Origin of the sequence: Mesorhizobium sp. ESP-6-4, assembly GCF_020164735.1 — a bacterium.
Lineage (GTDB): Bacteria > Pseudomonadota > Alphaproteobacteria > Rhizobiales > Rhizobiaceae > Mesorhizobium.
The window spans coordinates 409,026-430,035 of the sequence record NZ_JAIUGS010000002.1; the positions used below are offsets into that span (position 1 = coordinate 409,026).

Sequence of the window (21,010 nt, forward strand, 5' to 3'; positions counted from 1 at the left end):
GGCGCGAAGGAATGCGACCTTTCAGTTTCATCTCGATCGGATAGAACGAACGTCATTGTCGCTCGGCGGGACAGCGCCCCCCTCTGGCCTGCCGGCCATCTCCCCCACGAGAGGGGAGATTAGCAGCTTCGGCGCCGCGCAAGGAGGAACAACGATGGCCCCCATCAAGGTGGATCCGAACAAGGTGCGCGAATTCGCGGATGCCGAAAGCTTCCATGCCTGGCTTGCCGACAACCACGCCAGCGAAAGCGAGGTCTGGATCAAGATCCACAAGGTCGGTTCTGGTCTCGCCTCGATCACGCCAAAGGAGGCGATCGACGTCGTGCTTTGCTTCGGCTGGATCGACGCCGTGCGCAAGTCGCTCGACGAGAGGAGTTTCCTGCAGCGCTACACGCCGCGCGGCAGGAAGAGCATCTGGAGCAAGATCAACATCGACAATGTCGCGCGCCTGATCGAGGCGGGCCGCATGACCCAGCATGGCCTCAAGCAGGTCGAGGCCGCCAAGGCCGACGGTCGCTGGGACCGCGCCTATGGCGGATCGAAGGAGATGACCATCCCGCCCGACCTGCAGGCCGCGATCGATGCCGAACCGAAGGCGAAAGCGGTGCTGGAGAAGCTTTCGGCACAGAACCGCTTCGCGCTCGCCTTCCGCGTCCACAATATGAAGACCGAGGCCGGCCGCAAGAAGAAGATTGCTGATCTGGTGGCGATGTTGAAGCGCGGCGAGACGATCCACCCGCAGAAGAAATAAGGCATGATCCCGAAATGGTTGCAGGGTTGCCCACTAAGTCCGCAAACAAAAACGCCGCCCGGGAGGGAGGGCGGCGTTTTCGGGAAGCGATGATCCTGAACCCTTAGCAAGCGGTCTCGGATCATCCGGTCATGAAGGCCGCAACGCGTCAGGCCTTATGCGGCCTTCTTCGCAACATGCTTCTTCATCACATGGTGCTTGCGCACGTGGTGCTTCTTCACGTGATGATGCTTGCGAGCATGATGACGGTGGTGCTTCCTGAGCTTCTTGTGCGGGCCATTGGCGGTAGGCTTCGCCGTCTCGGTGGCCGAGGCCGGAGCAGTGGTCGTGGCGGTCGTCGTGGTCGCAGCGGGTGCGGTTGCTGCGGCGTTGGCTTCGGTGGTGCCGAGCGCCGGCACCGCGAAAGCGAGGGCGATGGCCAGGCCGAGTGCGGAAAGAAGGGTCTTTTTCATAATCGGCGTTCCTTCGGTTGGACTTTTGTCGCGCGCCGTAAGTTCGGCTGCTGCGGTACCGCTTATGACACCCGCTTTTTTCGCGAGTTTTTCCGGACTGTTGAATCTTGTTTCTAGATTGTGTCTGGGGAGGCCTTCGCTCTTGGAATGCGCAAGTGCCCACATGCCGACGGCAAGGGGCGGCGCTTCCGCGGTTACATCTCTGCCGAGCGCGAATCCGGTTGGGTCCCGGCTCATGAGCTGTATTGCATAATGATTGCAAATTCTTCCCGCTAATCAATCGCCGTGATCGATGCGATCTTGCTGACGGCACGAATAACCGAGGATCAGCAGCGATGACCAGTAAGGCAAATCATTCGGGCAAGGTGGCGCTCGTCACCGGCGGCAATCGCGGCATCGGTCTGGAGACGGCGCGCCAGCTTGCGGAACTCGGCTTCACCGTGCTCATCGGTGTGCGCGACCTCGCCAAGGGCGAGACGGCGGCAAGGACACTTGGCGGCGCCGTCGAAGCCATCGAGCTGGATGTCGCCGCGTCCGAGGCCGCAGACCGCGCCGCGGTCGAGGTCGAGAGCCGGTTCGGCCGGCTGGACGTTTTGGTCAACAACGCCGCCATCCATTACGACCCTTCGGCGCAGGCGCTCAGGCCCGACTGGACGGTGATCCGCGAGGCATTCGAGACCAATGTCTTCGGCGCCTGGCGCGTCGCTGCCGCCTTGGCGCCGTTGCTTGGCGCTTCCGGCCACGGCCGGCTGGTCAACGTTTCGTCCGAGGGCGGTTCGCTCGCTTCGATGGGCGCCGGCGCGCCGGCCTATTCGACCAGCAAGGCGACGCTCAACGCGCTGACCCGCATCCTGGCGGCTGAGCTGCGCGGTGCAGGCGTCCTGGTCAATGCGATCTGCCCTGGCTGGGTCGCGACCGACATGGGCGGCCCAGGCGGCCGTCCGGTCGCGCAAGGGGCGGCCGGCATCGTCTGGGCCGCTACTCTGCCGGACGACGGTCCGACCGGCGGCTTTTTTCGCGACGGCAAGCGGCTGGCGTGGTGAGCAGAAAATAGAAGCTTAAGACAAGCCATTGAAAAGTATAAATTTTCCACTCGGGCGTCGAAAAGTGAGCGTGAGAGTGGAAAAGCCAGACAATGCAAGCACTTAGCCTGCATGTCGCCTGTCTGTTTGGTAAGCGCTGGTCTGCCGATAGCCATGCTACGAAAATAGCATTCTCGGCCCGCGACATGTGGTGCTAGGCTCGCGCCCGTGCACCCAAGGCACGCTGCGGCCCAGCTCGCAAACAGGAGGGCCCGCCAGAGGAGGAGCGGCAGAGCGGGATCGAGGCTCCAATCCAAAATCCGAAGGAACTGTTGAACCATCGCGAGGCAGCCGCGTTTCCCGTGGTTGCCACATGGGAGGAACCACCAGTGAAAGCATCCTATCTCGTCTCGGCCGCGCTCCTTGCGGCATCCGCAATGCCGGCCGCGGCTGGCGAAATCTCCGATGGCAAGGTCAAGATCGGCATCCTCAACGACCAGTCGGGCGTCTATGCCGATTTCGGCGGCAAGTGGTCGGTCGAGGCCGCCAAGATGGCGGTCGATGATTTCGGCGGCAAGGTGCAGGGCGCGCCGATCGAGATCGTCAGCGCCGATCATCAGAACAAGCCCGACATTGCCTCCAACATCGCGCGCCAGTGGTACGACACCGAGCAGGTCGACGCGATCATGGAGCTCACCACCTCGTCCGTGGCGCTGGCCGTGCAGGGGCTTTCTAAGGAAAAGAAGAAGATCGACATCGTCACCGGGGCGGCTTCCACCGACCTCACCGGCAAGCAGTGCTCGCCCTATGGTTTCCATTGGGCCTACGACACGCACTCCCAAGCGGTCGGCACCGGCGGCCAGCTGGTGAAGCAGGGCGGCGACAGCTGGTATTTCATCACCGTCGACTATGCCTTCGGCTATTCGCTGAAGGACCAGACCGCCAAGCTCGTCGAGGCGAGCGGCGGCAAAGTGCTGGGCGAGGTGCGCTATCCGCTCGGCTCCACCGACTATTCCTCCTTCCTGCTGCAGGCGCAGTCCTCCGGCGCCAAGATCGTCGGGCTCGCCAATGCCGGCCTCGACACCTCGAACTCGATCAAGCAGGCAGCCGAATTCGGCATCGTCGCTGGCGGCCAGCGGCTGGCCGCGCTCCTTTTCACACTCGCCGAAGTGCACGGGCTGGGCCTGCAGGCGGCGCAAGGCGTAGTGCTGACCGAAGGGTTCTACTGGGATCGCGACGACAAGAGCCGTGAATTCGCCCAGCGCTTCTTCAAGCGCACCAACCGCATGCCGAACATGATCCAGGCCGGCACCTATTCGGCGGTGACGCAGTATCTGAAGGCCATCGACAAGGCAGGCACCGACGGGACAGAGGCGGTTGCCAAGGAGCTGCATGAAATGCCGGTCAACGACGTCTTCACCGCCAACGGCAAGGTGCAGGCCGACGGCTCGATGGTGCACGACATGTATCTCTACCAGGTCAAGAAGCCGGAAGAGTCGAAGAAGGACTGGGACTATTACACCTATCTGGCGACCATTCCGGGCGACAAGGCCTTCATGAAGGCCGAGGACAGCGGCTGTCCGCTCGTCGCCAAGTGACGCTCGACACCGCCACCGCTGTCCGCCCGGACAGCACGGACCAGATGCCGCGGGTGGTGCTTTCCGCCCGCGGCCTGCGGCGCGACTTCGCCGGCTTCGTCGCGGTGAAGGATGTCGACCTCGACGTCCATCACGCCAAGATCCATGCGCTGATCGGCCCGAACGGCGCCGGCAAGACCACCATCTTCAACCTCTTGACCAAATTCCTGCAGCCGACCAGCGGCAGGATCGAATTGCTCGGCACCGACATCACCCGCACGCCGCCGGCGAAAGTGGCGCGCATGGGGCTCGTCCGCTCCTTCCAGATATCGGCGATCTTTCCGCACCTCTCCGTGCTCGACAATGTTCGCGTGGCGCTGCAGCGTCCAAGCGGGCTGGGCTACCAGTTCTGGCGCCCGGTCTCGGCGTTGGATCGGCTTACGCCGAGGGCGCGCGAGCTGCTCGCCATCGTCGGCCTCGATGACGCCGCGCATCGTCTCGCCGGCGATCTCTCCTATGGCCGCAAGCGCGTGCTGGAGATCGCGACCACCTTGGCGCTCGACCCGAAGGTGCTTCTGCTCGATGAGCCGATGGCCGGCATGGGGCATGAGGATGTCGGCACCATCTCCGGCATCATCCGCGCGCTGGCAAAAGACCGCGCCGTGCTGATGGTCGAGCATAATCTGACCGTCGTTGCCGATCTCTGCGACTGGATTACCGTCATGCAGCGCGGCCAGATCCTGGCGGCCGGCGACTACGCCGCCGTCAGCAAGGACGAGCGTGTGCGCGTCGCCTACATGGGGACCGAGCATGAGTGACCCGCTGCTTGCCGTGCGCGATCTCCACGCCTGGTACGGCGAGGGCCATGCGCTGCATGGCGTCAACCTCGACGTCATGCGCGGCGAGACCGTGACGCTGCTTGGCCGCAACGGCGTCGGCAAGACGACGACGCTGCGCGCCATCATGGGCCTGATCCGCAAGCGCACCGGCTCCGTCACCTTCAACGGCAAGGACCTGATCCGCCTGTCGTTGCACCGCGTCGCGCATCAAGGCATCGGCTTCGTGCCGGAGGAGCGCGGCATCTTCGCCACGCTGACGGTGGACGAGAACCTGATCCTGCCGCCGGTCGTGGCCGAGGGCGGCATGAGCGTCGAGGAGATATTCGAGCTTTTCCCGAACCTCAAGGAACGCCGCAACAGCCAGGGCACGAAGCTGTCTGGCGGCGAGCAGCAGATGCTTGCCATCGCCCGCATTCTGCGGACCGGCGTCGAGCTGCTTTTGCTCGACGAGCCGACGGAGGGCCTGGCGCCCGTCATCGTCCAGCGAATCGGCGAGTTGCTGGCGACGTTGAAGAAGCGCGGCATGACCATCCTGCTGGTCGAGCAGAACTTCCGCTTCGCCGCCCGCATCGCCGACCGCTTCTACCTGATGGACCACGGCAAGGTGGTGGAGGGTTTTGCCGTCGGCCAGCTGACGGCGCATACCGACAAGCTGCACGAGGTGCTGGGGGTATGATGGTGCCATGACCATGATCTTCGGCATCCCAATCCAGGCGCTCCTCGGCCAACTCCTCGTTGGCCTGATCAACGGCTCTTTCTACGCCATGCTCAGCCTCGGGCTCGCCGTCATCTTCGGCCTGCTGCGCATCATCAATTTCGCCCATGGCGCGCTCTATATGCTGGGCGCCTTCATCGGCTATCTGCTGCTGGTGCATTTGGGCATCGGCTACTGGCCGGCGCTGGTCCTGGTGCCGCTTGCCGTCGGCCTGTTCGGCATGGCGGTCGAGCGCATGGCCCTGTCGCGGCTCTACCGCCTCGACCCGCTCTATGGCCTGCTCTTCACCTTCGGCCTCGCCTTGGTCATCGAAGGCGTGTTCCGCTATTATTACGGCGTCTCCGGCAATCCATACGCCGTGCCCGCGCTGCTCGCCGGCGGCACCAATCTCGGCTTCATGTTCCTGCCCAATTATCGCGGCTGGGTGGTGGCGGCTTCGCTCATCGTCTGCATCGGCACCTGGCTGCTGATCGAGAAGACCAGGCTAGGCTCCTACCTGCGCGCCGCGACCGAGAACCCGGAACTGGTTCAGGCCTTCGGCGTCAACGTGCCGCTTCTGCTCACGCTCACCTACGGGCTGGGCGCGGCCCTTGCGGGCTTAGCCGGCATCCTTGCCGCTCCCGTCTATCAGGTCAGCCCGCTGATGGGCTCGGATCTCATCATCGTCGTCTTCGCCGTCGTCGTGGTCGGCGGCATGGGCTCGATCCTCGGCGCCATCGTCACCGGCTACTTGCTCGGCCTCGCCGAGGGCCTGACCAAGGTCTTCTATCCCGAGGCCTCGAACCTCGTCGTCTTCGTCATCATGGCGATCGTGCTTTTGCTCAGGCCCGCCGGCCTGTTCGGAAGGGACGCCTGAGATGAGCCAAGCGACCCTTCACGCAGAACGCGCCGCCGCCTCCTTGAGGCTCGAACGGGCGCTGGTGGTGCTGGGCATCGTGGCGCTGATCGCCGCGCCCTTCGTCATCTACCCGATCTTCGTCATGAAGATGCTGTGCTTCGCGCTGTTCGCCTGCGCCTTCAACCTGCTCTTGGGCTACACCGGCCTGCTTTCCTTCGGCCATGCCGCCTTCTTCGGCGGCGCGGCCTATTTTTGCGCCTATGCTGTGAAGGCTTGGGGCTGGCCGCCAGAGGCCGGCATCCTGCTCGGCACCGCAGGTGCCGCGGGCATGGGCCTCGTCATGGGCTTCCTCGCCATCCGCCGGCAGGGCATCTATTTCTCTATGATCACACTGGCGCTGGCGCAGATGTTCTATTTCTTCTGCGTCCAGGCGCCCTTCACCGAGGGCGAGGACGGCATCCAGGGCGTGCCTCGCGGCCACCTGTTCGGCGTCGTAGACCTCAACGTCACGATGAACATGTATTTCTTCGTGCTCGCCGTCTTCCTGATCGGCGTCTTCGCCGTCTGGCGCATCGTCAACTCGCCTTTCGGCATGATCCTGCGCTCCATCCGCGAGAACGAGAACCGCGCCATTTCGCTCGGCTATTCCGTCGGCCGCTACAAGCTCGCCGCCTTCGTCATGTCGGCCGCGCTTGCCGGCTTTGCCGGCGCGACCAAGGCGATCGTCTTCCAGTTCGCCACGCTCACCGACGTCACCTGGCAGATGTCTGGCGAAGTGATCCTGATGACGCTGCTCGGCGGCATCGGCACCATGGCCGGCCCGGCGGTCGGAGCCGGCCTCGTCGTCGGACTGGAAAATACGCTCGCGACATCCGGCTTTCCGGTGACCATCGCCACGGGGCTGATTTTCATGGTCTGCGTGCTGGTATTCCGGCGTGGGATTGTCGGAGAGATCTATGCAAGATGGCTGGGGCGCAGGGCGGGCGGCAAGAACTCCTAAGCTGCGGCCGCCCCGAACCGCTCAATCTCTTTGAGTTCATCCCGTATGGAGGTGCCCTCGACGGCGAGGTCATAGCTGGCCTGCATGTTCATCCAGAACTGCGGAGTCGTTCCAAAGAACTTTGCGAGGCGCAAAGCGGTGTCTGGCGTAACGGGCGTGGTCTCGTTGGCAAGGCGTTCGATACGCGTACGTGGGACGTGAAGCTTCTTCGCCAAAGTGTAGGGCTTCAGGCCGAGTGGTTCGAGGAACTCGGCCCTCAATATCTCGCCGGGATGGATAGGCTTGTCGAGGTTGATCATTTGGTTCCGCTCCTGTCGGGATAGAGCTGGTTGGTTCAGCTAATGATAGTCGGTGATCTCTACATCGTCCGCTCCGCCATCCGTCCACCGAAAGCAAACGCGAAATTGGTCGTTGATACGGATCGAGTACTGACCGGCGCGATCGCCCTTCAGCGCTTCAAGCCGGTTTCCCGGTGGGACCTTGAGGTCGGCCAGTTCGGGAGCGTTGTCCAACATGAACAGTTTCCGTTGAGCGACACGAACGAGATCTGCCGGGAATCCTTTCGGAGCTTTGCCTGTCGAAACCGCCTCAGTGATCCTGTCTCTGAACGAGCGTATCATCCACTTCCCCCGAAACGTATCTTCTCATGATGCGTCTCCAAGATCAAGCGTAAAGTATCATGTCGTGATACGAAACGCCCCGAAGGGATTATATTGAGGCAAGGTGCGCCCGCCGGCACTTCCAGCCCACCTTCACCCGGTCCATCGCCATAAACGTGCGACAGCCAAGGTGGTGCCCGGCTACGCCGCGCGCTTCGGTTCGACCGCGAACGGGCTGAGCCCGAGCCAGCTTTGCATCTTCCTGCCAATGGCCTTGTCGCCGGTCAGGACGACCTTCACGCCGGCCTTCTCGACAGTCAGCACGCCCATCCAGATTGCGGTCATCGTGTGGAGATCGGTCGAGACGTAGAGGTCGACCTCGAAGCCCGGATCGTACCAGCACAAATCGACCTCACCATGCTTCTCGACGATCAGCCACCACGAGCGTTTCGAGGCTGGGAGGTCCTGATACAGAAATTGTATCACGGTTCTTCCATCGGGCAGCGGCGAGGGGTTCAGATTACGCCGCATATCCCACATCAGCAGCGATGGATCGAGGTTCTTCAACGACAGCCGGGACTCGACCCATTTCTGTCCCCAAAAACCCATCGCCTCGACAACAGGGCGCAAGTCGCGTCCCGCCTCGGTCAGCCGGTAGTCGAAGATACCCTTCTCGCCCGGGACTTCCCGGCGCTCCACGATCCCTGCCAACTCCAGCTCCTTCAGCCGTTGCGACAGAAGGGTCGGCGACATTTTCGGCACACCGCGGCGCAGGTCGTTGAAGCGGGTCGAGCCCGCCACCAGCTCGCGCATCAACACCATCGTCCAGCGGGTGCACAGCACCTCGGCGGCCATCGATAGCGGGCAGAACTGCTTGTAACCGTGCTGGGCCATTATCCGCGCCTCCTCAAAAATTGGCCGGACATTAGACGTTCATGAATGAAGCGGCGAGTACAGAAACTGTACCGGGCCGGTACAGATCCAGGACTGGTTGGCGCGAGCCCTGCCGTGCGAGCCGTTTGGCCGACGCACGGGATCTCCCTGTGCGCAGCAACCAGGAGAATGACCATGACTGCTTACCTTATCGCGGACATCAAGGTGAAAGATCCGAAATGGATACCGGACTACGCCGCTACCGTGCACGACCTCGTTCACAAGCACGGCGGCAGGTATCTGGCGCGCAGCGGCAATGTGAAGACGCTCGAGGGCAAGCCGCTCGACACGACGCTGATCGCGCTGATGGCCTTCCCATCGGAAGCGGCGGCGCACGCCTTCACCAATGATCCGGCCTACGCCCCCTTCGTGTCGGCCCGCCAGGGCGGCAGCGAAAGCCGCTTTCAGCTGATCGACAACACCGACCTAGCCGGAACGATTTCATACCTGCCGAAGGGATGATCGGCGGCCGCCGCATCGAACCCGGGATCATCAAGCACAAACAGCCACGGCGCTTGCACCTTCGCCGACATGAACCCGAAAGTGTCGTGCGAACACGCGGCGTCGCCGATCCAGTAGAGGTTGGAGATTGGCGAAAGCCAGGACGGCAGCCGATCTCCCCACTTGTTGGGGAGGTCGGCAGCTTCGACGCCTCACCCCACCGGCACCTCCAGTCCCACCTTCACCCGGTCCATGGCGACAAACGTGCGAAACCTTTTGACGTTGTTGTTCTCAAAGAACAGCCGCCTGGTCAGCGCCTCGTAATCGGCCATCGTCGCCACCGTGACGACGAGGATAAAATCGGCCTCGCCGGTGACGTAGTAGCATTGCTGCACCTCCGGCACCTGCGCGAAGCCTCGCTTGGCGGCGTCGATCAGCTCGGCGCGCTCGCTCTCCACCTCGACCTCGACGAAGATCGTGATTGGATGGCCGACCTTGGCCGGATCGACCAGCGCCACATTGGCGCGGATGACGCCTGTCTCCTCCATGCGCTTGATGCGCCGCTGCACGGCGGGCGCCGACAGGTTGACCCTCTCGCCGATCGTGCGCTGCGGCGTGGCGTTGTCCTTCTGCAGGATGGCGAGGATGGCGCGGTCGAAGGCGTCGAGTTCGGGCGAAATGGACATGGCAGCGTTTCCCAACGAAACAAACTTGCAATTCAAGCGCCAAAACAGAGCGCCTTTCTCGCTTGACCTGCAATAAATTTCAGTCGTCAAGATGGAGAAAGCCGACCATGTTCCTGCTCAATCGCCACCCGGACCGTCGCCAGCCGCTGACCGAGGAGGACGCCGCGACGCTTGGGCTCGCCGGGGCCGACGAGGCCGAGCGCTTCCTTGCCGCGCGCGACAACCATGCCGAGACGCCGCTGCACGCCCTGCCGGCGCTGGCGGGCGAACTCGGCATCGGGGCGCTGCATGTCAAGGACGAGGGCAAGCGCCTCGGCCTCGGCAGCTTCAAGGCATTGGGCGGCGCCTATGCCGTCATGCATCTGGTGCTGGAGCAGGCAGGCAGGCAGCTCGGCCGCGCCGTCGCGGTCGAGGACCTGCACAAGCCTGAGGTGAAGGCGATGGCCGGGCAGATGACTTTCGCCTGCGCCACCGACGGCAATCATGGACGCTCGGTGGCGCAGGGTGCCGGCCTTGTCGGCGCGCGCTCCGTCATCTTCGTCCACTCCGGCGTCAGCAACGAACGCGTGGCGGCCATTGCCCGCTTCGGCGCCGAAATGGTGCGCGTCGCCGGCGATTACGACCAGTCGGTCAGGGAGGCCGCCCGCGTCGCCGCCGAGCGCGGCTGGACCGTCGTCTCCGATACGTCTTGGCCGGGCTATGAGCGCATACCCGGGCTTGTGATGCAGGGCTACACGGTGATCGTGCGTGAAGCACTGAAGCGTTTGCCTGAGCCGCCCACCCACGTTTTCCTTCAGGCCGGCGTCGGCGGCTTCGCCGCAGCTGTGGGTGGCCATCTCGCCATCATGCTTGGCGAGGATCGCCCGAAGGCAATCGTGGTCGAGCCCACGCGGGCGGCCTGCGTCTATGAGACGGCCAAAGCCGGACGCCCGGTCACGATCGCGCACAGCGAGCCCACTGTGATGGCGATGCTCGAATGCTACGAGCCGTCTCTGGTCGCCTGGCGCGTGCTGTCGCGGATCGGCGATGCCTTCATGACCGTGGACGAGGAAGATGCCGTCGCCGTGATGAACCGCCTGGCGCGGCCTTCGGGCAATGACCCGGCGATCGTCTCCGGCGAGAGCGGCGGGGCAGGGCTCGCCGGGCTGATCCGCGCGGCCGCTGACAAGACGATGCGCGCGGCGCTCGGCCTCGACGGGAACTCCCGCGCGCTGATTATCAATTCCGAGGGCGCGACGGATCCCGGCCGCTATGCCGAGCTCGTCGGCATGGTGCCGGAAGAAGTCGCGCAAGTGAGGCAGCCGGCATGAGCAATCTGATGATCAACGCCGACCGGCTTCTAGGCCGCATCCAGGAACTCGGCAGTATCGGCCGCGATGCGCAGGGGCGGCTGGTCCGCGTCGCCGCCTCCGAGATGGACCGGCTCGGCCGCGACCGCTTCGTCGGCTGGCTGGAAGAGGCAGGGCTCGAGGTCGCCGTCGACCGCATCGGCAACATTTTTGGCATCTGGCGGGACGACGCCAATGCGGGCCAGCCGCCGGTCATGCTCGGCTCGCATATCGACACGGTGATCGACGCCGGCATCTATGACGGCTGCTATGGCGTGCTTGCCGGCCTCGAAGCGATCGAGAGCCTGAGGGAGGCCGGCTTCGCGCCGGCGCGCCCGATCGTGGTTGCCGCCTTCACCAATGAGGAGGGCGTGCGCTTCTCGCCCGACATGATGGGCTCGCTGGTCTTTGCTGGCGGTCGGAACCTCGAGGAAGCGCTGGCCTCGGTCGGCACCGACGGCACGGTGCTGGGCAAGGAGCTGGAGCGCATCGGCTATGCCGGTCGGCATCAGCCCGGCTTCCTCAAGCCGCATGCCTATGTCGAGCTGCATGTCGAGCAGGGGCCGGTGCTCGAGCGCGAGGGCATCGCCATCGGCGCGGTCGAAAACCTGCAGGGCATTTCCTGGCAGCGCGTTACCATCGACGGCGAGGCCAACCATGCCGGCACCACGCCGATGTCGATGCGAAAGGACGCAGGCGTCGCCGCCGCCCGCGTGATCGGCTTCTTGGCGGACCGGGCCAGCGCCTCGTCGACGCGCACCGTCGCCACCGTCGGCACCATCGCGTTCGAGCCGAACGCCATCAACGTCATCCCGTCGCGGGCGATCTTCACCATCGACCTGCGCGATCCCGACGAAACGCATCTTCGCGAAGAGGAGGCGACGCTTGCCGCCTTCCTCGACAAGCTGGCCGCAAGCGCCGGCGTCACCGTCCATGCCGAAAGCCTGGCGCGTTTCGAGCCGGTGACCTTCGATGCCCGCATCGTCTCGCTGATCGAGGACGGCGCCAGGGCCGCCGGCCTTTCGTGCCGGCGCATGACCTCGGGCGCCGGCCACGACGCGCAGATGATCGCCCGTATCGCGCCGTCCGCGATGATCTTCGTGCCGAGCCGGGGCGGCATCAGCCATAACCCCACCGAGTTCACCGCTCCCGACGAACTGGTCGCCGGCGCCAACATCCTGCTTGGCGTCGCCGCCCGGCTGGCGGCCGACTGATCGCGGGAGGAATCAGATAGGCGTACCGCTGGGGGTGAAATACCACCAAAAATAGTCATGCTGGCTGTATCTGGTCGTCCTGAAGCGAATATCCGGCGACATCCAATCGAAACAAACTTCAATCACTTAGCCAATTAAAGCATCCAAAATCGCGCCCGAATCGCGCCCGCCGACAGAGTTCAGTGCCTCGCAGGAAGACTAGCATGTTGCTTCTCAACCAACGTCCCGAACACAACCAGCCGTTGATTGCCGCCGATGCCGAGTCGCTCGGCATCGCGGGGGGCGAGCGGGCCGAGCGTTACCTCAAGGCGCGCGACGATCATGCCGAAACGCCGCTGCACGCCTTGCCGGCGCTGGCCGATCACCTCGGCCTCGCGGCGCTTTATGTCAAGGACGAAGGCCAGCGTCTCGGCCTTGGCAGCTTCAAGGCGCTGGGCGGCGCCTATGCCGTCATGCGACTGGTGCTGGAGGAGGCGGGCAAACGCTTCGGGCGCGATGTCGATATCGGCGAGATCAACGATCCCAAGCTGCGCGCCATCGCTGCTCAGATGACATTCTGCTGCGCAACGGATGGCAACCATGGCCGTTCGGTGGCGCAGGGGGCCGGCCTCGTCGGCGCGCGTTCGGTGATTTACGTCCATGCTGGCGTAAGCCGCGAGCGTGTCGCGGCCATCGCTCGCTTCGGCGCCGAGATTGTCGAGGTCGAGGGCGGCTATGACCATGCGGTGCGCGAAGTCGCCCGCGTCGGTGCCGAGCGCGGCTGGAAGATCGTCTCCAACACGTCCTGGCTCGGCTATGAGCGCGTCCCCGGACTGGTCATGCAGGGCTACACGGTGATCGTGCGCGAGACGCTGCGGCGCTTGGCCGAGCCACCGACGCATGTCTTCCTGCAGGCCGGCGTCGGTGGCTTCGCGGCGGCGATCGCCGGCCATGTGGCGGTCATGCTTGGCTCCAGGCGGCCGAAAGCCGTGGTGGTCGAGCCGCGGCGCTCGGCTTGCGTCTACGCCTCGGCTGAGGCCGGACGTCCGGTGACGATCGCCCAGCAGCAGCCGACCGTGATGACGATGCTCGAATGTGCCGAGCCGTCCTTGGTCGCCTGGCGCGTGCTGGCGCGCGTCGGCGACGCCTTCATGACGGTCGAAGAAGAGGACGCAGTCGCCGTAATGAAGCGGCTGGCGCAGCCCTTGGGCAACGATCCGGCCATCGTCTCCGGCGAGAGCGGCGGCGTCGGGCTCGCCGGACTGGTCCGCGCTGTGGGCGACGGGCAGATGCGCGCGGCGTTAGGTCTCGATGCCGGCTCCCGCGTGCTCGTCGTCAACTCGGAGGGCGCCACCGACCATGGCCGGTTTGCCGAGCTGGTCGGGATGGCGCCGGCAGAGGTGTTCCTGCAGACTGCCTGAGAGCAATTCCAGGAAAAGTTGCGACGGTGGTGCGAAGAAGGTTCGCAGTGGCTAGGCGATCGGCGACGGCGGTCGAGCGCTAAATTCCCTCCAAGAGGGGAGATGCCCGGCAGGCCAGAGGGGGCGCTGTCCCACCGGCGTTTCAGTTTTTTTGCAGTCACAGCCAAGCCGGTAGCGACCAGCTCTACCCCAACAAAATCAACGCCGCGATCCTTCACGCCCCCCTCTGGCCTGCCGGCCATCTCCCCCTCTTGGGGGGAGACTAACTGAACCACTCCCGGTAACCCTTTTTTCTCTGCTTTCATGCAATATTGCCGGGACGGGATGGCAAGAACAAAGAATGGCGGACGACGATAAACGCAACGGTAAGTTCTGGGCGCTGGCGCTTGATCGCGCTCATCTCGGCCTATGGGACTGGAATTTGTCGACCGGCGATTGCTACTATTCGCCGACCTGGTCGAAGATGTTGGGCTATGAGGCGAACGAGCTCGCCAACACGTCCGATCTCTGGCTGAAGCTGACCCATCCCGACGATCGCCGGCGCGCGCAGGAAAGCGGCGACCGGCATATTGCGGGCCTCGTCGATTCCATCGAGACGGAGCTGCGCCTGCGCCACAAGGACGGCCACTGGGTCTGGGTGCTCGACCGCGGCGGCATTGTCGAGCGCGACGCCGACGGCAAGCCGCTTCGGATGATGGGCGTGCAGACCGACATCACCCGGCAGAAAGAGGCCGAGGCGGCGCTCGAGCAGGTCAACATCCGCTTCCGCCTCGCGATTGCCGCCAGCGGCACGGGCATCTGGCACCACGATATCGGTACGAAGAAGAGCTATTGGGACGCGCGCACGCGCGAGATCTTCGGCCTGATTGCCGATACCGATGAGGTGACGGCCGACCTCTGGCACACCTACCTTCATCCCGACGACAAGGAAGCTACCGAGCGAGCGCATCTGATCGCCCCCGGCTCGAACAGCGTCGTCGCCTCGCAATACCGGATCGTCCTGCCTGACGGCCAGGTCCGCCATCTCGAGTCGCTGGTGCGTTTCATTGCCGGCGTCGGCTCGGCCGGCCAGATTTTGGGCACGGTACGCGACATCACCGAGGAGAAGACGCGCGCCGAGGAGCTTGCCTTCGCCGCGCGTCACGACGCGCTGACTGGGTTGTTCAACCGTTCGGCCTTCGACCGGCTGCTTGCCGAGAACATTGCCATGGCCGGGCGGCTGCCGCTTGCCGTGTTCTATGTCGATCTCGACTACTTCAAGGCGCTCAACGACTATGCCGGCCATGCCGCCGGAGACCTCGCGCTGAAGAGCGTCGCGGCGGGCATCCTCGCCAGCCTGCCCGCGTCGGCGCAGGCGGCGCGCCTCGGCGGCGACGAATTCGCGCTTTTGGTGCCGAACTGCAATGACGCCTGTGCCGAGCACCTTGCCCGCGCGGTGCTTGCCGCGGTGCGCGACGCCGATATCGGCACTGCCGTCACCTCGCGCAGGCTTGCCGCCAGCATCGGCATCGCCTTCGTGCGCGACCCCAACATGAGCGTGGCCGACGCGCTCGCCTGCGCCGACGATGCCTGCTACGCCGCCAAGGCCGGCGGCCGGGACCGCTTCGCGGTGTTCTCGCCGGAAACGACGTCGGGCGCCGGCCTCAATGCCGCACGGTTGGCCGCGGACCTTGTCGATGCGATGGAGGACGGCCGGTTGAAGCTGTTCGGTCAGCAAATCCATCGGCTCGGCCAGCCATGGGAAGATAGCCGCCACGTCGAGGTGCTGGCCAGGCTCGAGGCCCGCAACGGCAAGATGATCCCGCCCGGCGATTTCATGCCGGTCGCCGAACGCTTCGGCCTTGCCGCCCGGCTCGACCGCTGGATCATCCGCACCGCGCTGACGCGCCACGGCGAGGCGATGCGCGCGGGCGCCATCTCGCTCGACTTCAATTTGTCGGCGCAGACGCTTTCCGATCCGCAGCTCTGGGATTTCGTCGACGAGGCCATCGCCGACGGCGGCGCGTCGGCCCCGGCCATCGGCTTCGAGATCACCGAAACCGCCGCCGTCACCAATTTCGATGCCGCGGCCGAGTTCGTGCGCAAGGCCAGGCAACGCCGCTGCCGCGTCAGCCTCGATGATTTCGGCGCCGGGATGAGTTCGTTCGAATATCTCAGGCGCTTCCCCGTCGATGCTATCAAGATCGACGGCTCCTTCGTCGAGCACATCGCCGAAAGCCGGTTCGACCGCGAGATCGTTTCGGCGATCACCGGTATCGCCCGCTCGATGGGTGCTGCCGTGGTTGCAGAGAAGGTCGAGGAAAAGAACGCGCTGGAGATCCTCATGGACATGGGCGTTGCCTATGGCCAGGGCTATCTCCTGCATCGGCCCGAGCCGCTGGAGGCGATCGTGGCGAGAGCCGCAATCGGCACTGCGTCACCGTCGCGGCCGCATGCTAGGTCGGCACAAAAATAAGACGTTCCTAAAATTGCAATCACTCATTTAAGGGCGTCGTAATCCGGCGCGACGATGATCCGATCTCACAAAACGGACCGGAGCGCGTGGATGAAAACCCTTCCCTTGTTTGCGGCAACTGCAATCGGCCTGCTCGGCATCTTCGCCACGCAGTCGTCCTATGCAGGCTCCGACAATGGCGGCGGGTTGACGGCGGCGTCCGCAGCCGACCCTGACGACGATCAGGTCAATACATCCAGCGTCAGCGACGACAATGAAGCCGCCGACAATGATGAGGCCGGGCACAAGGGCGACGGCGCCGCTACCGGCTCGCATGAAGGCGACCAGGACGGCGATCATCAGGGCGACGATCATGACGACGACGATCATGATGGCGATCACGAAGGCGGGGACGGTGCCAGCCATGACGGCGGCGCAGACAGCGGCGGCCACGACGGTGGCGGCGACGACTGACTCTTGGGGTGATAACGCGCCCATCGTTAAAAGGTGAGCCATCCTTCTATCGAACTCTTAGGACAACTGGGCTAATTGCCTGTGAAACGCTTTGCTCGGGACATGACGTCTTGGCTCGACTGTCCGGCGTCCGAACCATGACGGAGGGCCGCCTGCGAGACCCGTAATGTCCTCGACCGTCAACATCGCCATTGTGACCCTGCAGCCGCAGCGCCTGTTGCCGACGGCCAGGCCGGCTGCCAGTAGCCACAGCGCCGTCGGCGCCGCGGCTTCGCCGCTCATGCAGGCGGAGCCCACGGCCCCAGCATCCAAGTTCAGCCTCGACAACCTCAATATCACGGCGACGAAGGTCCGACTGATGGAACGTGCGGGCAATGAGTTCCGCATTGATCAGGCCGAATACGACTCAGTGTCGTCCTACGGTACAGCGATCAAGAACGCCGTCGAAGCGTTGAAACGGCAATCTCCGTCGGCGATCGCCGAGATCGAGAGACAGCTTGGCCTGGACCAGCTTGGCGTTTCTCTCGATAGTCTCGTCGACGCGATAGCCGATCCGCGAGGCAGCGATAGCAAAAGGCTGGATGCCGCGTTGAAGCAGCATGCGGACGGACCGGGCGCAGGCGACGCCGCATCGATCCAGTCGGACGAGCTCGGGCTTTACGGCGGCTGAGGCAGCTAGCCTATCAGCCATCTCAGCATGCCCGCCGAAGCCACCCCGATCACCACCGTCGGCAGCATCGACAGCCGTGTCGCCGCCAGCACCGTGGTTGCAAGCGCCGCCAGATCGGCCGGATTCTTCGAGACGAAATCCGGAGCGATAACCGAGATCAGCACGCAGCCGGGCGCGGCTTCCATTACCGCCGTGGCGCGCGGGCCGAGCGCGCGGTTCCTCAGCACCACATAGCCGCCGACGCGGGTGAGATACGTCACGCCGGCCATCGCCAGGATGGCGAGCACGGTCATCGGATCGATCATCTCTCACCTGCCAGGAACCACGCGGCCACCAGGCCGGACAGCGCACCGGCCGCCACATACCAGGCGCCGGGCACGACGAGATAGGTGAGCGTCGCCACCGCCAGGCTGACCAGCCAGGGCCGCGCCGCGGCAAAGCCCGTCCACATGCCCCGAAGCAACACCAGGAAGACAGCAGGGAAAGCCAAGGCAAAACCGTAGGTCTCGACGTCGCCAAGCACCGGCCCGAGTGCCGCGCCGCAGGTCGTAAACGCCACCCAGGCGAGATAGAAGGGCAGCGCGGCGCCCAGATAAAAGGCCAGGCTGAAGGCCGGCCGCATGCCGACGTCGGCGCGCCGCCGCGCATCCGCGAGGCCTACGGCCCAGCTCTCGTCGCACATCAGAAACAGCGCCGGAAAAACCTGCCGCTTCGGCAGATGGTTGATGAACGGCGCGAGTGCGGCGCCCATCAGGAAATGCCGGCTGTTGACCAGAAAGGTGATGGCGGCGATCAACAGGATATGCGGCGGCGAAGTCCAGAGCTGGATCGCGGCGAATTCTGAGCCGCCGGCGAAGTTGAGGCCGGTCATCAGCGGCACCTCGGCCACGCTCAGGCCCTTCTGCGCGGCCTGCGCGCCGAGCACCAGCGCGTAGGGGATGATGCCGAGCAGCACCGGCGTCGAAGCGGCGAGCCCGCGTCGGAACTCGCCGCCGCGTCCATCGGCGCTTTGACCCTCGGCGAGGGCGATCTCGGAAACGCTCATGGCTTTGCTTTCGGCTGGCCTCGCGGCCGCCGTTCTCCCGCTCGGTTGTGGGTTGCTATCGGTGCGGCACTATAGCCGAATTGCCTCGCAATCGGGTTGCGAAGATGCCCCGTTTCTGCCAAAATTTGGCATTGAATAGCGCGTTCAAGCAAGAGATTGGAATTTGGCACTATGATGCTGGATGAGATCGACAGACGCATTCTGCGCGCCCTGCAGCGCGACGGGCGCATGGCCAACAACGATCTGGCCAAGGAAGTCGGCCTCTCGCCGTCGCCTTGCCTGCGGCGCGTCAAGTTGCTGGAGGAGGCCGGCGTCATCGACCGCTACGTCGCGGTGCTCAACCCCGCCAAGATCGGCCGCGGACAGACCTTCTTCACCCGCATCTGGCTGAAGCAGCAGGATGAGGATACGATCGAGCATTTCGCCGCCGAGGTGGCGAAATTCCCTGAAGTGATGGAGTGCTATCTGATGCTGGGGGACTGCGACGCTATGGTGCGGATCGTGGCGGCCGGCATCGACGACTACCGTCGCTTCCAGTCGGAGCATCTGAGCCGCATCAAGGGCGTGCAGAACGTCAAGACGGATGTGCCCAGCCAGACGATCAAGCAGACCTCGGAGATGCCGCTGTGAGGCTCTTGCCTTCTCCACAAGAAGGGGAGAAGGCAAAGTCCTCAATGATGGGCGTGGTGCTCCGCATTGCGCTTGCGCGTGGCCGCTGCCTTCTTCGCGGAAGCGGAGCGCGCGGCCGCCGATCGCTCGCCCGAAGCCTTGCCGCCAGCTTTCCCGCCCTTATGCGCCGCCGGATGGCCAGTGTGCTTGCCGCGGCCGGAGCCGCCTGCCTTCTTGCCGCCGGCGTCGTCCTTGTTGACCGTCGCCCAGGCGCGGCGCTCGGCTTCTTTCTCGGACACGCCGCGCTTCTCGTAGCCTTCGGCGATATGGTCGGCCTTGCGTTCCTGCTTGTCGGTGTATTTCGATTTATCTCCGCGTGGCATTGTCCTGCTCCTTGTTGCGCTGAGTGATTGAGAGTCTCAGGAACCCTTTTTCTTGGCGACGTCGCCGAGGTCGGCCCGTTCCGGATCCTTGTTGTTCTCGTCGGCCGCGTCGCGATCCTCGTCGGGATCATCCTTGGCCGGCAGATAGCCGCGCGGCTTGTTGGCCTTCGGGCCTTCCCAGCGCGGCCATTGATCGGAGGTTCCGGGACGTCCGGTATTGGGTGAATTGCTCATCTTAACCTCGCTTTCGAGAAGGCCGTTTGCCCTTCGTCTTTTAACCGTCAGCCTTCCGCTTTCATGGTCCGTGCGATCTTCAAGAGTTTGTCGCGGTCGTGCCCGTGCTCGCGGATCAGTTCGCGCGCCTGCTTCGGCGACAGATCGGTGTTCTCCGCCAGGAAGCGCACGTCGGGATCGTCGCCGCCCTTGGTCGGCAAATTGCCGGTCGCCGTCGCATCGGCGGCGCCCGGCCGGTTCGGTATATTGTCGTTCGCCTGGGTCATCGCAGGCCTCCTTCGATTTCCGCCGTATCAGTCCGCCGTCTGGGTGTGCCTGCGGCGCGCTTCCTTCTTGCGGCGCAGCACCTCGTCGGTGCCGACGATGTCCTTCGAGCCGCCGGTGATCGCGGTCGAGACCACGGCCGGCGGATCGCTTGCCGGAAAGGAGTCCTCAAGGCCGGACTGCAACTGTTCCTCCAGCGTATCCGGGTCTTCCGAACGGCCTTCGGCGCGACGTCCGTCGATCTCTTCCAGATCTTGCTTGGCGTCGGGATGCTCGCGCACATTGCGCAGCGTCGACACGACGAGTTCGACGGCGAATTCCTTCATCTCCTCGCCGTGCGGGGCGGCGACGTCGGTCTCCTCGACCAGGCGAACAAGCGATTGTTCGAGCTTGTCCAACTCGCGCATGCCCTGGCAGTGTCCAAGTTTCTGCGCCAGAGCTTGGATCAGCAACGGACCGAAGGTCGAGTAGGCTTGTATGCGGGTCTCATCGACCTGTTCGGGATGAAGCGTTTGCAGCGACATTGATGCCTCCGTTCAAACATCCTGCGGCGGCAGCCTGGGCAACCGACTGAAGAGGAACTGGAGGGCGGGGCAGAAGTTCCATCGCGGGGTCGATCCCGCGGGCAGATGAAATGGCGTCCGTGAAGGACACGGACGCCATCTGAATTCAGCGCTGACCGCCTTTACGGCCGGCCTCGGAGGCGCGCTGGCGGTCTTCGGCGAAGTTGCCGCTGCCACCTCGGTGCTGGCCGGCGCTCCGCTGACCCATGTTGCGGTCCTCGGCCTGCTGCTGCCCGCTGCCGCGATGCTGGTCTTCGCGGTTCTTGTGGCTCTGCTGGCCGGCCTTGACGTGCTGTTCGTGGGTTCCGCCTTGATTGGGCATATCGAATTCTCCGTTGATTCGGATTTTTCTTGAGGGTGAATTCAAGGACGCGTCCAACATCCCTGAGTAAGGGCAACAGGCGTCGGCAACCGATGTTCCGGTCGAAACATTTTGTGACTCGTCAGACTGAAGTCCGATCCGGCCAGCGCATTGGGCTGGCTTGTGCAACCAAACCTCCTTTTGCGAATTGGTGAGCGGCCGACGAGAAAGCCCCCTC

Annotated in this window: 27 protein-coding genes; 15 read left to right on the forward strand and 12 right to left on the reverse strand. The window is 64.3% G+C overall.

Features of this window, described 5'->3' with window-relative positions:
• Positions 1 to 154: 154 nt before the first annotated feature.
• Positions 155 to 751, forward strand: a complete 597-nt coding sequence (locus LB523_RS05665; protein WP_224601401.1) for a YdeI/OmpD-associated family protein — start codon at positions 155 to 157, stop codon at positions 749 to 751.
• A 155-nt stretch (positions 752 to 906) separates the two neighbouring features.
• On the opposite strand, the gene LB523_RS05670 is transcribed toward LB523_RS05665, so the two are convergent.
• A complete protein-coding gene (locus LB523_RS05670; protein ID WP_224601403.1) occupies positions 907 to 1,203 on the reverse strand; it encodes a hypothetical protein in 297 nt (98 codons plus the stop codon).
• Positions 1,204 to 1,538: 335 nt separating this feature from the next.
• Here LB523_RS05670 and LB523_RS05675 point away from each other — a divergent pair, with 335 nt between their 5' ends.
• From LB523_RS05675 to LB523_RS05700, 6 genes are all read left to right on the forward strand, one after another.
• On the forward strand, positions 1,539 to 2,246 hold the full coding sequence (locus tag LB523_RS05675) for an SDR family NAD(P)-dependent oxidoreductase (protein WP_224544616.1): 708 nt from the start codon (positions 1,539 to 1,541) through the stop codon (positions 2,244 to 2,246).
• Positions 2,247 to 2,614: 368 nt separating this feature from the next.
• On the forward strand, positions 2,615 to 3,823 hold the full coding sequence (locus LB523_RS05680; RefSeq protein ID WP_140840649.1) for an ABC transporter substrate-binding protein: 1,209 nt from the start codon (positions 2,615 to 2,617) through the stop codon (positions 3,821 to 3,823).
• Between the two features lie 44 nt (positions 3,824 to 3,867).
• Positions 3,868 to 4,620 (forward strand): ABC transporter ATP-binding protein, encoded by a 753-nt coding sequence (locus LB523_RS05685; protein WP_224601795.1) that lies wholly within the window; start codon positions 3,868 to 3,870, stop codon positions 4,618 to 4,620.
• On the forward strand, positions 4,613 to 5,317 hold the full coding sequence (locus LB523_RS05690; RefSeq protein ID WP_224601406.1) for an ABC transporter ATP-binding protein: 705 nt from the start codon (positions 4,613 to 4,615) through the stop codon (positions 5,315 to 5,317). The genes LB523_RS05685 and LB523_RS05690 overlap by 8 nt, the downstream gene beginning before the upstream one ends.
• Positions 5,318 to 5,324: 7 nt before the next feature.
• On the forward strand, positions 5,325 to 6,212 hold the full coding sequence (locus LB523_RS05695) for a branched-chain amino acid ABC transporter permease (protein WP_224601407.1): 888 nt from the start codon (positions 5,325 to 5,327) through the stop codon (positions 6,210 to 6,212).
• 1 nt (position 6,213) lies between these two features.
• Positions 6,214 to 7,194 carry a branched-chain amino acid ABC transporter permease gene (locus LB523_RS05700; RefSeq protein ID WP_224601409.1) on the forward strand — a complete coding sequence of 327 codons (981 nt, stop codon included), beginning with the start codon at positions 6,214 to 6,216 and terminating at the stop codon, positions 7,192 to 7,194.
• On the opposite strand, the gene LB523_RS05705 is transcribed toward LB523_RS05700, so the two are convergent.
• The 3 genes from LB523_RS05705 to LB523_RS05715 all read right to left on the reverse strand — a co-directional run bounded on the left by LB523_RS05705 (position 7,191) and on the right by LB523_RS05715 (position 8,687).
• Complete coding sequence (locus LB523_RS05705) at positions 7,191 to 7,493, reverse strand: HigA family addiction module antitoxin (protein WP_140840657.1); 303 nt, start codon at positions 7,491 to 7,493, stop codon at positions 7,191 to 7,193. The genes LB523_RS05700 and LB523_RS05705 overlap by 4 nt on opposite strands.
• A gap of 39 nt (positions 7,494 to 7,532) precedes the next feature.
• On the reverse strand, positions 7,533 to 7,814 hold the full coding sequence (locus LB523_RS05710) for a type II toxin-antitoxin system RelE/ParE family toxin (protein ID WP_224530836.1): 282 nt from the start codon (positions 7,812 to 7,814) through the stop codon (positions 7,533 to 7,535).
• 180 nt (positions 7,815 to 7,994) lie between these two features.
• The gene (locus tag LB523_RS05715; RefSeq protein ID WP_224601411.1) at positions 7,995 to 8,687 is read right to left on the reverse strand and encodes a winged helix-turn-helix transcriptional regulator; all 693 of its coding nucleotides are present in this window, start codon (positions 8,685 to 8,687) and stop codon (positions 7,995 to 7,997) included.
• A 174-nt stretch (positions 8,688 to 8,861) separates the two neighbouring features.
• Between LB523_RS05715 and LB523_RS05720 the strand changes: the two genes are divergently transcribed.
• Positions 8,862 to 9,188, forward strand: coding sequence for a DUF1330 domain-containing protein (locus tag LB523_RS05720; protein WP_224601414.1), 327 nt, complete (start codon positions 8,862 to 8,864; stop codon positions 9,186 to 9,188).
• 191 nt (positions 9,189 to 9,379) lie between these two features.
• Here the strand turns inward: LB523_RS05720 and LB523_RS05725 are convergent, their stop codons facing one another.
• Positions 9,380 to 9,853: an Lrp/AsnC family transcriptional regulator gene (locus tag LB523_RS05725; protein ID WP_181174745.1), complete on the reverse strand. Its 474-nt coding sequence runs from the start codon at positions 9,851 to 9,853 to the stop codon at positions 9,380 to 9,382.
• 107 nt (positions 9,854 to 9,960) lie between these two features.
• On the opposite strand from LB523_RS05725, the gene LB523_RS05730 reads away from it, so the two are divergent.
• From LB523_RS05730 to LB523_RS05755, 6 genes are all read left to right on the forward strand, one after another.
• Positions 9,961 to 11,163, forward strand: coding sequence for a diaminopropionate ammonia-lyase (locus LB523_RS05730; RefSeq protein ID WP_224601416.1), 1,203 nt, complete (start codon positions 9,961 to 9,963; stop codon positions 11,161 to 11,163).
• Positions 11,160 to 12,395: a Zn-dependent hydrolase gene (locus LB523_RS05735; RefSeq protein ID WP_224601417.1), complete on the forward strand. Its 1,236-nt coding sequence runs from the start codon at positions 11,160 to 11,162 to the stop codon at positions 12,393 to 12,395. Before LB523_RS05730 ends, LB523_RS05735 begins: the two co-directional genes overlap by 4 nt.
• A gap of 203 nt (positions 12,396 to 12,598) precedes the next feature.
• On the forward strand, positions 12,599 to 13,795 hold the full coding sequence (locus LB523_RS05740; RefSeq protein ID WP_224601419.1) for a diaminopropionate ammonia-lyase: 1,197 nt from the start codon (positions 12,599 to 12,601) through the stop codon (positions 13,793 to 13,795).
• Positions 13,796 to 14,135: 340 nt separating this feature from the next.
• Positions 14,136 to 16,250: an EAL domain-containing protein gene (locus LB523_RS05745; RefSeq protein WP_224601421.1), complete on the forward strand. Its 2,115-nt coding sequence runs from the start codon at positions 14,136 to 14,138 to the stop codon at positions 16,248 to 16,250.
• A gap of 90 nt (positions 16,251 to 16,340) precedes the next feature.
• Positions 16,341 to 16,703, forward strand: coding sequence for a hypothetical protein (locus tag LB523_RS05750; protein ID WP_224601423.1), 363 nt, complete (start codon positions 16,341 to 16,343; stop codon positions 16,701 to 16,703).
• A gap of 166 nt (positions 16,704 to 16,869) precedes the next feature.
• Positions 16,870 to 17,373 carry a hypothetical protein gene (locus LB523_RS05755; RefSeq protein WP_224601426.1) on the forward strand — a complete coding sequence of 168 codons (504 nt, stop codon included), beginning with the start codon at positions 16,870 to 16,872 and terminating at the stop codon, positions 17,371 to 17,373.
• 5 nt (positions 17,374 to 17,378) lie between these two features.
• Here the strand turns inward: LB523_RS05755 and LB523_RS05760 are convergent, their stop codons facing one another.
• Positions 17,379 to 17,678 carry an AzlD family protein gene (locus LB523_RS05760; RefSeq protein ID WP_224601428.1) on the reverse strand — a complete coding sequence of 100 codons (300 nt, stop codon included), beginning with the start codon at positions 17,676 to 17,678 and terminating at the stop codon, positions 17,379 to 17,381.
• On the reverse strand, positions 17,675 to 18,418 hold the full coding sequence (locus LB523_RS05765) for an AzlC family ABC transporter permease (protein ID WP_224601430.1): 744 nt from the start codon (positions 18,416 to 18,418) through the stop codon (positions 17,675 to 17,677). Before LB523_RS05765 ends, LB523_RS05760 begins: the two co-directional genes overlap by 4 nt.
• A 171-nt stretch (positions 18,419 to 18,589) precedes the next feature.
• Between LB523_RS05765 and LB523_RS05770 the strand changes: the two genes are divergently transcribed.
• Complete coding sequence (locus LB523_RS05770) at positions 18,590 to 19,048, forward strand: Lrp/AsnC family transcriptional regulator (protein ID WP_224601432.1); 459 nt, start codon at positions 18,590 to 18,592, stop codon at positions 19,046 to 19,048.
• 41 nt (positions 19,049 to 19,089) lie between these two features.
• Here the strand turns inward: LB523_RS05770 and LB523_RS05775 are convergent, their stop codons facing one another.
• From LB523_RS05775 to LB523_RS29435, 5 genes are all read right to left on the reverse strand, one after another.
• Complete coding sequence (locus LB523_RS05775) at positions 19,090 to 19,410, reverse strand: plasmid stabilization protein (RefSeq protein WP_095768382.1); 321 nt, start codon at positions 19,408 to 19,410, stop codon at positions 19,090 to 19,092.
• 36 nt (positions 19,411 to 19,446) lie between these two features.
• On the reverse strand, positions 19,447 to 19,644 hold the full coding sequence (locus LB523_RS05780) for a hypothetical protein (protein WP_140543043.1): 198 nt from the start codon (positions 19,642 to 19,644) through the stop codon (positions 19,447 to 19,449).
• A gap of 47 nt (positions 19,645 to 19,691) precedes the next feature.
• Positions 19,692 to 19,910 (reverse strand): hypothetical protein, encoded by a 219-nt coding sequence (locus LB523_RS05785; protein WP_140840683.1) that lies wholly within the window; start codon positions 19,908 to 19,910, stop codon positions 19,692 to 19,694.
• Between the two features lie 27 nt (positions 19,911 to 19,937).
• On the reverse strand, positions 19,938 to 20,432 hold the full coding sequence (locus LB523_RS05790) for a hypothetical protein (protein ID WP_224601819.1): 495 nt from the start codon (positions 20,430 to 20,432) through the stop codon (positions 19,938 to 19,940).
• Positions 20,433 to 20,577: 145 nt separating this feature from the next.
• Entirely contained in the window at positions 20,578 to 20,793 is a 216-nt protein-coding gene (locus tag LB523_RS29435; protein ID WP_095768385.1) for a KGG domain-containing protein, read from the reverse strand.
• Positions 20,794 to 21,010: the final 217 nt, after the last annotated feature.